At 73.7% G+C, this 13,388-nt stretch carries 12 protein-coding genes; 7 read left to right on the plus strand and 5 right to left on the minus strand.

Annotation, left to right across the window (positions count from 1 at the left end; genetic code table 11):
• Positions 1-220 precede the first annotated feature (220 nt).
• Positions 221-367 (plus strand): hypothetical protein, encoded by a 147-nt coding sequence (locus ACZ45Z_RS06455; RefSeq protein WP_468356970.1) that lies wholly within the window; start codon positions 221-223, stop codon positions 365-367.
• 70 nt (positions 368-437) lie between these two features.
• Positions 438-1,730 (plus strand): PucR-like N-terminal domain-containing protein, encoded by a 1,293-nt coding sequence (locus tag ACZ45Z_RS06460; RefSeq protein ID WP_468357411.1) that lies wholly within the window; start codon positions 438-440, stop codon positions 1,728-1,730.
• Between the two features lie 82 nt (positions 1,731-1,812).
• Here ACZ45Z_RS06460 and ACZ45Z_RS06465 read toward each other — a convergent pair whose 3' ends face one another.
• Entirely contained in the window at positions 1,813-2,802 is a 990-nt protein-coding gene (locus tag ACZ45Z_RS06465) for a GntR family transcriptional regulator (protein ID WP_468356973.1), read from the minus strand.
• A gap of 230 nt (positions 2,803-3,032) precedes the next feature.
• Here ACZ45Z_RS06465 and ACZ45Z_RS06470 point away from each other — a divergent pair, with 230 nt between their 5' ends.
• Entirely contained in the window at positions 3,033-4,694 is a 1,662-nt protein-coding gene (locus ACZ45Z_RS06470; RefSeq protein WP_468356976.1) for an MFS transporter, read from the plus strand.
• A gap of 90 nt (positions 4,695-4,784) precedes the next feature.
• Here ACZ45Z_RS06470 and ACZ45Z_RS06475 read toward each other — a convergent pair whose 3' ends face one another.
• Entirely contained in the window at positions 4,785-5,411 is a 627-nt protein-coding gene (locus tag ACZ45Z_RS06475) for a mycothiol-dependent nitroreductase Rv2466c family protein (protein WP_468356979.1), read from the minus strand.
• Between the two features lie 114 nt (positions 5,412-5,525).
• Complete coding sequence (locus tag ACZ45Z_RS06480; protein ID WP_468356982.1) at positions 5,526-5,957, minus strand: MarR family winged helix-turn-helix transcriptional regulator; 432 nt, start codon at positions 5,955-5,957, stop codon at positions 5,526-5,528.
• Between the two features lie 88 nt (positions 5,958-6,045).
• On the opposite strand from ACZ45Z_RS06480, the gene ACZ45Z_RS06485 reads away from it, so the two are divergent.
• From ACZ45Z_RS06485 to ACZ45Z_RS06500, 4 genes are all read left to right on the plus strand, one after another.
• Positions 6,046-7,065: an NADP-dependent oxidoreductase gene (locus tag ACZ45Z_RS06485; protein ID WP_468356985.1), complete on the plus strand. Its 1,020-nt coding sequence runs from the start codon at positions 6,046-6,048 to the stop codon at positions 7,063-7,065.
• Between the two features lie 85 nt (positions 7,066-7,150).
• The gene (locus ACZ45Z_RS06490) at positions 7,151-7,579 is read left to right on the plus strand and encodes an organic hydroperoxide resistance protein (protein ID WP_468356988.1); all 429 of its coding nucleotides are present in this window, start codon (positions 7,151-7,153) and stop codon (positions 7,577-7,579) included.
• A gap of 227 nt (positions 7,580-7,806) precedes the next feature.
• Entirely contained in the window at positions 7,807-8,829 is a 1,023-nt protein-coding gene (locus tag ACZ45Z_RS06495; RefSeq protein WP_468356991.1) for a LacI family DNA-binding transcriptional regulator, read from the plus strand.
• A gap of 464 nt (positions 8,830-9,293) precedes the next feature.
• A complete protein-coding gene (locus ACZ45Z_RS06500; protein WP_468357414.1) occupies positions 9,294-10,202 on the plus strand; it encodes a ribokinase in 909 nt (302 codons plus the stop codon).
• Positions 10,203-10,407: 205 nt separating this feature from the next.
• Here ACZ45Z_RS06500 and ACZ45Z_RS06505 read toward each other — a convergent pair whose 3' ends face one another.
• Positions 10,408-11,832, minus strand: coding sequence for a nitrilase-related carbon-nitrogen hydrolase (locus ACZ45Z_RS06505; protein ID WP_468356994.1), 1,425 nt, complete (start codon positions 11,830-11,832; stop codon positions 10,408-10,410).
• A gap of 54 nt (positions 11,833-11,886) precedes the next feature.
• On the minus strand, positions 11,887-13,221 hold the full coding sequence (locus tag ACZ45Z_RS06510) for a pyroglutamyl peptidase (protein WP_468356997.1): 1,335 nt from the start codon (positions 13,219-13,221) through the stop codon (positions 11,887-11,889).
• Positions 13,222-13,388: the final 167 nt, after the last annotated feature.

Genomic DNA, 13,388 nt, shown 5'->3' on the forward strand with positions numbered 1-13,388 from the left:
CGGGAGGCGCCATGGGCCGGGAAGCTAAGCGAACTCTTGACAGGGAGTCAATGCCCTTCCACACTCGGCAGTCACCACGCCTGACGTGGTGCCGCGCTGTGGGAACGCGGGCACCGGCCGGACACGTGAGGGGCTTGCCCCCGGCCGCGCCGTGTGCCGCACCAACCTCGACGGAGACCGGCCAAAGGACTCCGGCATCGACGAAGGGGCTCGCCGCGCCATGCACCGTTTTCTCGCCGCCGCGCTGACCGCACTGGCCGCCGCCGCGCTGGCCGTAGCCGCCGCGCTCGGCATCGTCGCCGCCCTGAACGCCACCCCGGAACAACCGAACGTGCCGCTGGTGACCTTCGGCGGGTCCGGCGCGTAGGCGTGCCGGGCGTGCCGGGGAAGGCGTGGGCGTCGCGGAACGCGTCGGCGACGCCGAGGAGGGCCGCGCGATGGTGACCACCGTCCGCTCGGCCTGGCGGGACGTCCCCGCCTCCCAGGTCCGCCGGTTCGCCGCCCTGGCGCTGGCCGAGGTGCCCGCCCTGGCCCGTGTCATCCTGCGCGAGATCCGCCGCGAGTACCCCCAACTCCCGCTGGTGGCCGACGAATCCGGCGAACCGCGCGCCCTGGTCGGCATCCGGCAGTCGCTGGAGCACTTCGTCGAGCACATGACGTCCGGCCTGGACCGCCCGCACGTCCACCCGCGCGTCTTCCAGGACTTCGGCCGCGGCGAGGGCATCCAGGGCCGCAGCCTGGACGCCCTTCAGGCCATCTACCGGCTGGGCGTCCGGCTGGCCTGGCGGCGGCTCGCCGAGATCGGCCAGGAGGTCGCCATCCCGGCCCCCGCCATGTACGAACTCGCCGAGTCCGGCTTCGAGTACCTCGACGGGCTGGTCGCCGAATCCGTCCGCGGCTACGCCGAGGCCGCCGCCCGCCAGGCCGGTGAACGGCTGCGGCTGCAACGCCGCCTGATGGAGCAGCTTTTCGCCGGCGGACCTCCTCGTCCCCGTACGGGCCCGGACCGGATCGGCGCGCGGGGCGACGGGCGACGGCAGCGGGGGGACGGCGGGATGCCGGGCGACGGGCGCGGCACGCCGCCGGCGCTCGCCGAACGCGCCGCCCGTATCGGCTGGCCGCTGCCCGAACGGGTCGCGGTCGCGGTCCTGCTGCGGCCGGCCCGCGAGGCGGTGGCCCCGGCCGTCGCCTCCGACGTCCTGCTGGACATGGAGTGCGAACGGCCCCGGATGGTGGTGCCCGAGCCGGACACCCCCGGGCGGCGGGAGCTGCTGGGCCGCGCGACCGCCGGCTGGTCGGGCGCGATCGGCCCCACCGTGCCGCTGCTCGACGCCGCGAAGTCGCTGCACTGGGCCGGCGTCGCCGTCGACCTGACGGAGCGCGGACTGCTGCCCTCGGGCCAGTTGCTCCAGTGCACCGAGCACACCGAGGCGCTCGTCCTGCTGCCGCCCGAGGAACTGATCGACGACCTCACCCGCCGCCGCCTCGCCCCCTTGGCCGACTGCGGACCCGTCCACGGCCGGCGGCTCGCCGCCACCCTCCTGGCCTGGCTGGAGACCCGCGGCGGCGCGCCCGAGGTCGCCGCCCGGCTCGGCGTCCACCCGCAGACCGTGCGCTACCGGCTGCGCCGCATAAGGGAGTTGTGGGGCGGCGAGGTGGACGACCCGGACCTCCGCTTCGAACTGGAGCTGGTCTTACGGGTCCAGAGACTGCGGGGCGAGCTGGAGTGAGCGGCTGCGGGGGGGGCGGGGGTTGGGGCGGGCATAACGGCTACGGGGCCCGGACGTACGGCTACCGGGCCCGGGCGTACCGCTACCGGGGCCCTGGCGTACGGCCCGTGGGCTCAGCCCCCGACCGCCCCGACCGCCCCTCGACCAGCAGCCCGATCCCGTCCAGCACCCGCGCCAGGCCGAACTCGAACAGCGTCTCCAGGCTCACCACGTCCTCCTCGCCGTCGCCGATCCCCGCGTACATCGGGTATCGGCCCGACCCGACGATGCGCTCGTACGCGGGCTCCATCGCTGCCATCCACTGATCCCGGTCCATGCCGGTCTCCTGCTCGGCCTCCAGGTCGTCCTCGAAACCGGCCCCGGTGGCGCGCACGTAGTTGAGCAGCGTCAGGGCAATGTGGATCAGCGTCACCGGATCCACCCCCTCGACCCGCGCCACGGTCCATTCGACGAGCGCCATCGCGTGCGGCATCGGCTGCGGCCGGGTGAGCGACAGGTACTGCGCCAGCCACGGATGCCGCTGGTAGAGGGCCCATTGCAGGCGGGCCCCCGCCTCCATCCGCGCGCGCCAGCCCGACGGGGCGGGATCGGGCAGCTCCACGTCCATGAACGCGGCGTCCGCCATCAGCAGCACCAGTTCGTCCTTGTTGGCCACATGCCGGTAGAGCGCCATCGAGGACACCCCGAACTCCGCCGCGACCCGCCGCATCGACAGCGCCCGCAACCCCTCCGCGTCCGCGACCTTGATCCCGGCGCGCACGACGGCCTCGGTGCTGAGCCCGCGGTCCGTCTCGCGTGGCCGCCGCTCGCGCTCGCCCGGCGGTTCGGCGCGCGGCGACCGCGACCGCGGCGGCTCGGCCACCACCGTGCCCACGCCCCGCACGGCCCGGACGACGCCCTCCTGGCGCAAGGTGGTCAGCACCTTGGTGGCCGTCGCCATGGCCACGCCCCACTCCTGGGTGATGCGGCGGGTCGAGGGCACCCGGTCGCCCGGCGTCAGCTCGCCGTCCTCGATACGGCGCCGGATCTCATCGACGACGCGGCGGTAGGGCGGCGTGGGGGAGCGGTCCACGGGGGCTGGCCTCCGTACTAGTGCACTAGGGGGTGGTGGATGGCGGATCCGGGTCTGTGCCTCTGCTGCTTATGCGCCTGATTCTGGGCTGCTTCGGAGGTACGAAGCCTAGCAGCGGGCCCGCCTCCTGGTGTCTTCCCGACGAGCAGTGCACTAGTGTGACGCACCTCCAAGTCCCTTTATGCGCAAGGGGTTTGCGGCGTAAACCGGGCGTGCTTACAGTGTCCGCCATGACGTTTACCCCGTACACACCGTCGCCGCGGGCCGGCCGCCGGGAGTGGACCGCGCTCGCGGTCCTGCTGCTGCCCTGCCTCCTCGTCTCCATGGACGTCTCGGTGCTCTACTTCGCCGTACCGTTCCTGACCCAGGAGTTGAAGCCGAGCAGCGTCCAGCAACTGTGGATCCTGGACGTGTACGCCTTCGTCCTGGCCGGCCTGCTGATCGCCATGGGCGCGCTGGGCGACCGCATCGGCCGCCGCAAACTGCTGCTGACCGGCGCCGTCCTCTTCGGCCTCGCCTCCTGGCTCGCCGCCTCCTCGGACAGCGCCGAAACACTCATCGCCGCCCGGGCGCTGCTCGGCATCGGCGGCGCCACCCTGATGCCGTCCACGCTCGCGCTGATCCGCAACCTCTTCCACGACGCCGAACAGCGCGGCAAGGCGGTCGCCCTGTGGTCGGTCGCCATCACCGGCGGGATCGCGCTCGGCCCGGTGCTCAGCGGCGCGCTGCTGGAGCACTTCTGGTGGGGCTCGGTCTTCCTGGTCAACACGCCGGCGATGGTGCTGCTGCTGGTGGCCGGACCGCTGCTGCTGCCCGAGTCCAGGAACCCGGCGGCCGGCCGCTTCGACCTGCCCGGCGCGGTGCTGTCCCTGGCGGCGATGCTGCCGGTCGTCTACGGGATCAAGGAGATCGCCCGCGACGGCGTGGCGGCCCCGCCGGTGGGCGCGATCGTGCTCGGCCTGCTCGCCGCGGCGGCCTTCGTACGGCGCCAGCGCACCGCCCGCCACCCCATGCTCGACCTGGCCCTGCTCCGGCACCGAGGGTTCAGCGGCTCGGTCCTGATGAACCTGCTGGCGATGTTCGCCATCGTCGGCTGCGCGGTGTTCTTCACCCAGTACCTCCAGTCCGTACGGGGCATGGGCCCCATGGAGGCGGCGCTGTGGAACCTCGTGCCCACGCTCGCCGTGGGCGGCATGGCGCCGGCCGCCGCCGCGCTCGCCCAGCGCTTCGACCGCGCGCACGTCATCGCCGCCGGGTGCCTGGTCGCGGCCGGCGGCTTCCTGTGGCTGTCCTGGCTGGAGCCGGGTTCGGCCCTGTGGTTCGTGCTGACCGGCTCGGCGGTCTACGCCTCGGGCCTGGTCATGGTGATGTCGCTGGGCAACGAACTGGCCATCGGCGTGGCCCCGCCGGAACGGGCGGGCTCCGCCTCGGCGGTACTGGAGTCCGGCACGGAGCTGGGCGGCGCGCTGGGCATGGCCGTTCTGGGCAGCGTCGGCAGCGCCGTCTACCGCGCCGACATCGGCGACGCGCTGCCCGCCGGGCTCCCGGGGGCGGCGGCCGACGCGGCGCGCGAGACGCTGGCGGGCGCGGTCGCCGTCGCGGGGGAACTGCCCGGGCGGACCGGCGAGGCACTGCTGACCGCCGCCCGCGCGGCCTTCACCGACGGGCTGCACGCCGCCGTGCTGGGCGCGGCGGGCGTGATGGTCTGCACGGCGGTGCTGGCGGTGACGCTGCTGCGGGGCGTGCGGGCCGCGGGGGCGGAGACGGCGGATGCGGCGCAGGCGGGGTCTGGGACGGATGTGAGGGAGGCGGGGGGTGGGACGGATGGGGCGGACGTGGCGGGCCCTGGTGCTGGCGACGCCGCCGCGCCCGCCTCGCCCGGCGTCGGCTGAAGCCCGTCAGTCGACGCCCGTCAGCCGAAGTCCGTCCGCTGTGATCCGTCAGCCGAAGTCCGTCAGCCGAAGTCCGTCCGCTGTGATCCGTCAGCCGAAGTCGAGGTCGCCGGTGCGGGACCGCTTCAGCTCGAAGAACCTGTCGTAGCCGGCCAGCAGGCGCACGCCGTCGAAGATCCGTACCGCGTCCTCGCCGCGCGGGATCGCCATGAGCACGGGCCCGAAGAACGCGACGCCGTCGACGTGGAGCGTGGGCGTGCCGACCTCCTCGCCGACCGGGTCCATGCCCTGGTGGTGGCTCTTGCGCAGCGCGTCGTCGTACGCCTCCCGCCCGGTGGCACCGGCCAGCGCGGCCGGCAGCCCGACCTCGGCGAGCGCCTCCTCGATGACGGCGGCGGTGTCCTCGCGGCCGTCCCGGTGGATGCGGGTGCCGAGGGCGGTGTACAGGTCGCGCAGCACCTCCTCGCCGTGTTCCTGGGCCGCCGCGACGCACACCCGGACCGGGCCCCAGCCCTCGTCCAGCAGCGCGCGGTACTTCTCGGGGAGGTCCTCGCGCCCCTCGTTGAGCACGGACAGGCTCATCACCCGGAAGCGCAGGTCCAGGTCGCGGTGCTGCTCGACCTCCAGGATCCAGCGTGAGCTGATCCAGGCGAAGGGGCAGATCGGATCGAAGTAGAAGTCGACGGTGTGGCGGGCGGCGCTCGCGGGGCTGGTCATGGCCCTCACCCTAGAGCGCCACCGGCTCCCCTGACCGGGGCATCCGGGCGCGGTGATCCTGGGCCACTTCGGTCGGGCGGGCCGGCTCCTTCTCCTCCGGTGCCGTGCGAGGCTCTACCGCGGTGCGATCCCGAGCATCCGTTGAAGCAGCTCCTTGAGCAGCGTGCGCTCGGCGACGGTCAGTTGGCCGAGCGGCTCGCGCGCGAAATCCAGCGAGGCGCGCAGCCGCTCGGCCGTCCGCATGCCCTCGGCGGTCGGGGCGGCCAGCTTCACGCGCCGGTCGGCGGGGTCGGGGAGGCGCTCGACCAGGCCGCGGGACTCCAGGCGGTCCACGATGCCCGTGACGTTCGACGGCTCACACTTCAGGCGCTGGGCGACCCGGCGCATGGGCAGCGGCTCTATGGCCAGCAGGCCCAGGACCCGCGCCTGGGCACCCGTGAGGGAGTGCCCCGCCGCGGCCTGCTCGTACTCCTGGTGGTAGCGGGCGACGACGGTGCCGATGAGATCGACGACCTCAACGGTCAGGGGGTCTGCGCGGGGAGTCATGCGGCCAGAATAACCCTTTGCTTGACAACATGAAATATCTAGGAGCATGGTTGTTTCAGCACCTGAAGCTTTTTGGAGGTTCGAGCTTATGTCCGCACTGCCCACGACCGGCCGCGAATGGCACCTCGTCGCCCGCCCGCACGGCTGGCCCACGCCAGCAGACTTCGCGCTGCGTGAGGCCGCGGTGCCCGAGGTGGGCGAGGGCCAGATCCTCGTCCGCAACCAGCACTTCTCCGTCGACCCGTACATGCGCGGCCGGATGAACGACGTGAAGTCCTACACCCCGCCGTTCCAGCTCGACCAGCCCATGGACGGCGGCGCGGTCGGCGAGGTCATCGCCTCGCGCGCCGAGTCCCTCGCCGTCGGCGACCACGTCCTGCACGGCTTCGGCTGGCGCGAGTACGCCGTGCTGGACGCCGAGCGCGCCGCGAAGGTGGACCCGTCGCTGGCCCCGCTGACCGCCTACCTCGGCGTGCTGGGCATGCCGGGCCTCACCGCCTACGCGGGCCTGCTGGAGGTCGCCTCCTTCAAGGAGGGCGACGCCGTGTTCGTCTCCGGTGCGGCCGGCGCGGTGGGCAGCGAGGTCGGCCAGATCGCCAAGCTCAAGGGCGCCTCCCGGGTCATCGGCTCCGCCGGCTCCGACGAGAAGGTCAAGGTCCTCATAGAGGAGTACGGCTTCGACGCCGCCTTCAACTACAAGAACGGCGACGTCACCAAGCAGCTCAAGGAGGCCGCGCCCGACGGCATCGACGTCTACTTCGACAACGTCGGCGGCGACCACCTCGAAGCGGCCATCAGCGCGCTCAACGTCCACGGCCGCGTCGCGGTCTGCGGCATGATCTCGATGTACAACGCCACCGAGCCCTCCCCGGCCCCGCGCAACCTCGCGATGGTGATCGGCAAGCGGCTGCGCCTCCAGGGAGTGCTGGTCAGCGACCACGCCGCGCTGCAGTCGCGGTTCGTCGAGGAGGTCTCCGCCTGGATCCGCTCCGGCGAGCTGAAGTACGGCGAGACCAAGATCTCGGGCATCGAGAACGGCGTCGAGGCGTTCCTCGGCCTCCTGCGCGGAGAGAACACCGGAAAGATGATCGTGAGCCTCGACGGCTGACGGTTTCGGGACGGGCGTTAGGCTCAGCGGCAAGCCGTCGCGATCCGTGGGCGCGAGTCGCGGCGAACCACAGGAGGATTTCTGTATGTCCATCCCGACTGTCGACGTCGTCTACACCGCCGTCGCCACCGCTGAGAACGGCCGTGACGGCCGCGTCGCCAGCGACGACGGCAAGCTTGAGGTCGTCGTCAACCCGCCCAAGGAGCAGGGCGGCAGCGGCGCCGGCACCAACCCCGAGCAGCTCTTCGCGGCGGGCTACAGCGCCTGCTTCCAGGGCGCGCTCAGCGTCGTCGCCCGCCAGGAGAAGGCGGATGTCTCCGGCTCCCGGGTGACCGCCAAGGTCGGCATAGGCAAGACCGACGCCGGTGGCTTCGGCCTCACGGTCGAGATCTCCGCCTCGATCCCCAACGTCGACGCGGACACCGCCAAGGCGCTGGTGGAGAAGGCGCACCAGGTCTGCCCGTACTCCAGCGCCACCCGTGGCAACATCGAGGTCAAGCTGTCCGTCGCCTGAGACGCGGCACGCCTGCTCTTGAGCCGAGGGCCGCACCCCAGCCGGGGTGCGGCCCTCGGTCGTTTTTTCCGTACCGGTCCGGATGGCATCAGGTGACATACGCCACGTCACCGGCGGCTTGACTCGACCGCCGTGTAATCGATTACCTGAGGCCCCGCGAAAACGATTACACGGCGTACGACGACTGCCGTCCGCAACTGCCGCCCGAACAGGAGGGCAACGACGCCATGGCCAACATCAAAGAGGTGGCGGAGCGGGCGGGCGTCTCCGTCGCCACGGTCTCCCGCGTCCTCAACGGCCATAGCCCCGTCGCCCGGACCCGCGAGCGGGTGCTCGCCGCCGTGCGGGAGCTGGACTACCGCCCCAACAGCGTCGCCCGCGCGTTGCGCACCGCCCGCACCGGCGCCCTCGGCCTGATCATCGGCGATCTCACCAACCCCTTCTTCACCGAGCTGGCCGACGCCGTCGAGGACGCCGCCCGCGGCCTCGGCTACAGCCTCGTCATCGGCAACGCCGGCGAGCGCCCCGAACAGCAGGACGACTACATCCGCACCCTGCTGGACCGCCGCATCGACGGCCTGCTGGTCAGCTCGGCGGGCACCGGCTCGGCGATGCTGACCGAGGTCGTCGCCTCCGGAACCCCGCTGGTCCTGCTGGACCGCGCCGTGCCCGGCGTCGACGCCCCGTGCGTACGCTCCGACGGCCGCGCCGCGCTCACCGAACTCGCCGCCCACCTCGCCGCCCTCGGCCGCCGCCGGCCCGCGATCATCGTCGCCCCGGCCGGTACGCCCACCGGCGACGAGCGCCTGGAGGGCTTCCGAACGGCGCTGGCCGCGCACGGCATCGCGCTGCCCGACGAGCGGGTCGGCGCCACCCCCGATCTCCAGCCCACCGGCGGCCGCCGGGTGATGAGCGACTTCCTGGACCTGCCCGAACCACCGGACGCGGTCCTCGCCACCGACAACCTGATGGCGCTCGGCGCGATGGACGAACTCCGCGCGCGCGGGCTGCGGGTCCCCGACGACGTGGCGCTGGTCGTCTACGACGACGTGCCGTGGTTCGCCCACACCGACCCGCCGCTCACCGCGATCGCCCAGCCCACCCGCGAACTGGGCCGGGCGGCCGTGCACACGCTGCTGGAACGCGTCGAGGGCCGCCACGCCGATTCCGTCCTGCTGCCGGCCCGTCTGGTCATCCGCCGCTCCTGCGGCGAGCGGCCCGGCGGTCAGCCGCCACGTGGCGAGCGGTGAGCGGCCGGGTGAGCGGTGGTCCGCGGTGTGGGCGATGGTTCGCCCTGCGAGCGGTGCTCTGCGTCGGGAGCCGTGAGCTGGGGCGGGAGCGGTGAGCTGGGTGGTGAGCGCCGGTCTGCGTCGGGAGCGGCGACCCGCGTGGTGAGCGCCGATCGGACGGCGTCCGCGCGGTGCGGGCCGACGGCCTCACCGCGACCGGCACGCCGCGGTGAGAAGCTGCCGCGGTCGGTGAAGGCGCCGGTGGTGAAGGTGCGCGTGGTGAAGGTGTCGGCGGTGCGGTGACGGCGGTGCTGGTGCCCCGTGCCGGTGGTGCTGGTCAGGGCGGCCAGCGCCGGTGGTGCTGGTGAGGGCGGCCAGCGCCGCGAAGTGCGACGGCGACGTTCGGACAGTGGACAGCGGTGGCCCGCCCCGTGGGGCACGGCCGCCGGGCAAGGACAGGTGTGAGGAAAGTGGGAGAGCGGCGCATGTACGACGTCCTGGTGGTCGGTTCGGCCAACGCGGATCTGACGGTACGGGTGGAGCGGCGGCCCGGCGCCGGCGAGACGGTGTCCGGCACGGACCTGGTCGAATCGGCCGGCGGCAAGGGAGCCAACCAGGCGGCCGCCGCCGCCCGGCTCGGCGCGCGCACCGCGCTGTTGGCGCGGGTCGGCGGCGACGCCTACGGCGAACTGCTGCTGGCCGCCCAGCGCGCGGCCGGCACGGACGTCGGCCCGGTGATCGTCGACGACGCGGCCCGCACCGGCACCGCGATGATCCTCGTCAGCCCCGACGGCGACAACAGCATCGCCGTCTCACCCGGCGCCAACGCCGCCCTCACCCCGCGGGACGTGGCCGAGGCGAAGGACGTCGTCGCCGGCGCCGCGGTGCTCTCCCTCCAACTGGAGGTGCCGCTGGAGACGGTCCGGGCCGCCGCGGCCACCGCCCGGGCCGCCGGCACCCGCGTCGTCCTCAACCCCTCCCCGGCGCCCGACAGCCTGGACCCCGAACTCCTCGCCGCGGCCGACCCGTTGGTCGTCAACGAACACGAGGCGCGGCAGCTTTCCGGCCTTACCGACGGAACGCCGCAGGAGTGGGCGCGGGCGCTGCGCGAGCGGGGCGCCGGCTCCGTCGTGATCACCCTCGGCGGCGACGGCGCGCTGGTCCTGGACGCCTCGGGAGCGCACGAGATCCCGGGCGTCAAGGTCACCCCCGTGGACACCACCGGCGCCGGCGACGCCTTCACCGGCGCCCTCGCCACCCGCCTCGCCCGTGGCGCCTCCCTCCCCGACGCCGCCCGCTTCGCCACCCGCGTCGGCGCCGCCGCCGTCACCAAGCCGGGCGCCCAGCCGTCGTATCCCAGCCTGGCGGACCTGGAGGGGCTGGGAGAGGAATGAGATGAGGGCCGGGGCCGGGGCCGGGAGCGCGGGCCGCCGAGCCGGGCCCGCCCCGGCTCCGCCCCCGCCCAACGCCGACCACGCCACCGGCGTCCCCACGCGGCTACGACCCGGCCGTCCCCACCGCTACGACCCGGGCGCCCTCACGCCGGCTCCTTCGCGCCGTACGCGCCCTCACGCCGGCTCCTTCGCGCCGTACGCGCCCTCACGCCGGCTCCTTCGCGCCGTACAGGGCGTGGTCCGCTCCGGTTGCCAGGGCCCAGTAGCGGTCACCGTAGGACCAGTGCCACCACTCGGTGGGGTAGTTGACCAGGCCCGCCGAGGTCAGTGCCGCGCCGAGGACGCGGCGGTTGGCGCGGGCGGCGGGTGAGAGGGACGGGGCGGCCGTGTAGCAGGCGCCGTCGCTGTCCTCGGGGGAGGCGTTGACCGGCGTCCCCATGTCGACATATCCACCGTCGGCCGTGACCAGGGTGACGTCCACCGCGCCACCCGCGCTGTGCGGTGCGATCTCCGGCGGGGAGACGTACCGGCTCGCGGCGGCGTGCAGGCGCGGCGCGTCCCAGTCGGGGTGCGCGGCGCGCAACTCCCGCGTGTACTCCTCGAAGTAGCGGCGCTGCAACGCCGGCGGCCGGTAGCCCTCGACGAACTCCAGCCGCAGTCCGTCCGGCAGTGACTCCTGCGCCGTCAGCAGGCGCCGCAGCACGCCCTCGCGCAGCAGCGCGTCGGCGCCGCGCTCGTCGCCCCGCATCCGCGCCACGCGCAGCCCGGGCGCCGCGGTCCGCACGTCCAGCAGCGGCTCCCCGCACTCCCGTACCCCGATCGCGGCCACCGCCGGGTCCGCCATCAACGTGATCGCCTCCCGGACGTCGGTCAGCACCAGCTCACCCACCGCCCCCGGCTCCGCACCCTGCCCGCCGGACGCCACCCGCTCTCCGCCGGACGCCGCCCACTCCCCGGCGGACGCCACCCGTTCCCCGGTGGGCAGCCAGGCGCCGCTGAGGCCGCAGCCCGGACCGGCGCTGCCGACGCCCGTGCCGTTGGCGAGCAGGACGTGCAGCCCGTGCTCGCGGGCCAGGTCCCCGTACCGCGCCACGCGCTCCGCCGAACCGTGGAACGAACTGGCCAGATACACCCCGCAGCCGTCTGCCGAGGCCCGCCCCGCCACCTCGGGGAAGCTGGTGTCGTAGCAGGTGGCGAGCGCGAACCGGATCCCGCCCAGGGTGAATCGGCCGTCGGCGGTGCCCGGCGCGAAGAGGTCGTTCTCCGCCCCGGACAGATGGCGCTTGTCGTAGCGGGTGAGCAGCGCGCCGTCCGGCCCGTAGACGAACGAGGCGATGGCCGGACCGCGACCGCCGGCGGTGGGTCGGCCCGCCGCGTTCACGACGGCGCCGACACGGCCCGCCCGGCAGGCGTCCCGTACGGGCGCCAGCCGCGCATCGTCCGGGGCGAGCGTGAGCCGCTCCGGATCGGCGGCTATCGCGGCCAGGTCGTACTGCGTCAGCGCCAGTTCGGCGAAGACGACCAGACCTGCGCCGCGCCCGGCGGCCTCGGTGATGAGCGCGGCCATCCGCGCGGCGTTGGTTTCGATGTCGCCGGGGACCGGCGGGAACTGTGCGGCAGCGATGATCATCCACCTATGATGTCCGGTCCGTGCGGGCGGCGGGAGCCCCTCCGCCATCCGTACCTACGCCCTCCGTGCCTCCACCGCCGACGCCGCCACCGTCACGATCGCCCGCACCTGTCCGGTGATCGCGATCCGGTTCCGTACGAACTCCGGATCGGTGACCGCACCGGTCGCCGGGTCCGTGTTGCCGGGGCCGAACGCCAGCACAGGGGTGTGCAGATGACCACCCGCGAGTTCCGGCGCCACCGCGTCCCGCAGCAGCGTCGCCCGGTAGGCGATCTCGTTGGACAGATAGTCGCCGCCACCTCCGGCACGGGCCGTGGAGCCCGGTGTCGGGCCGTCCGGCCGCTCGACCGGCTCGGTGCCGCCCGCCGGGATCTCGGTGACGGCGGTGTGATCGCGCACCGGATACGGCCCGGTGCCGGCCGCGACGATCCGCTCGTACGGCAGGCTGGTGGTCGTCCACTGCGGCTGCGGCAACACCGTCGGCACCCCCGCCGGAACGGGCACGGTCCCCGTCGACGACACCCGCTCATTGTCCGGATAGCCGCCCCGCCAGGCCCCGTTGGTGTGCTCCACGTCGAACCGTCCCGGCCGGCCCTGGCTGACGGTCGTGAACAGATCCACTTGCCGCGCCCCACCGCGCAGGTGCGGCAGCAGCGTGCGTTCCACCGTCCCCTCCGCGAAATCGGCCCACCGCACCGGGAAGACAGCCGTTTCGATCCGCGCCGGACGTCCCGACGCCGTACGGACCGTCGTCCCGTCGAGCGCCAGCGCCGCCGCCCCCGACGGGTTGCTGCGGCGCGCGTCCGCGTCCAGTTGGAACGGATCGAAACCGGTCACGACGATGCGCAGGACGTGCTTTCCGGCGGGCAGGTCCAGGCTGTCCTGCCCGCGCGAGGTCCGCTCCAAGGCGCCCAGGAGCGTGGTGCGTTCGGTGTCCGAGAGGTCGAAACCGGGCTGCCACGACCGCAGTTCCCTCGTCATGGCCAGGCGCGCCCAGTACAGCGGCCGGTCGTCATCCCGGCTCAGAGCGCCGCCCGCCGGCTCCGGGCCGTCTCCCGCGCGATGCTCCTGCGGCTGCACGCCCTCGCGCCCCTGCGCGCGGTCCACGGCGTGCCGCCACAGCGCCCGCCCCTCGCGAGTGACGTACCGCCGCGCCCCCGGGTACGTCGCCACCCGCGCCAGGCCCCGCGCGAACTCCCGCTCCCACCGGTCGAATCCGCTGCGTCGCAGGATCTCCTGGGGCGGGGCCTGCGCCAGCCGCCCTTCCTCCACCGTGGTCGTTGTCGTCGCCGCGGTCGCCGCGGTCGCCGCGGGAGCCGTCAAGGACAGGGGGACGACGGCGGCGAGGGCGACGCCGAGCGCGCCCAGCCTGGTGCGTATGTGAGTCATGGGGCGAGTAAAGCGGCTGCGCGCCCGCGGGCGGTAGAGAACCGGCCGCACCACCGAACCGAGCGAGCCCCCCTGACTCAGCGAACCTACTCCGCGAAGCTACTCCGTGGACCTACTCCGCGAACCTATGCCGTGAACTGCGCGTCTCGAATCACGGAAAATACCCG

It is taken from the genome of Streptomyces sp. NPDC031210 (assembly GCF_055570395.1).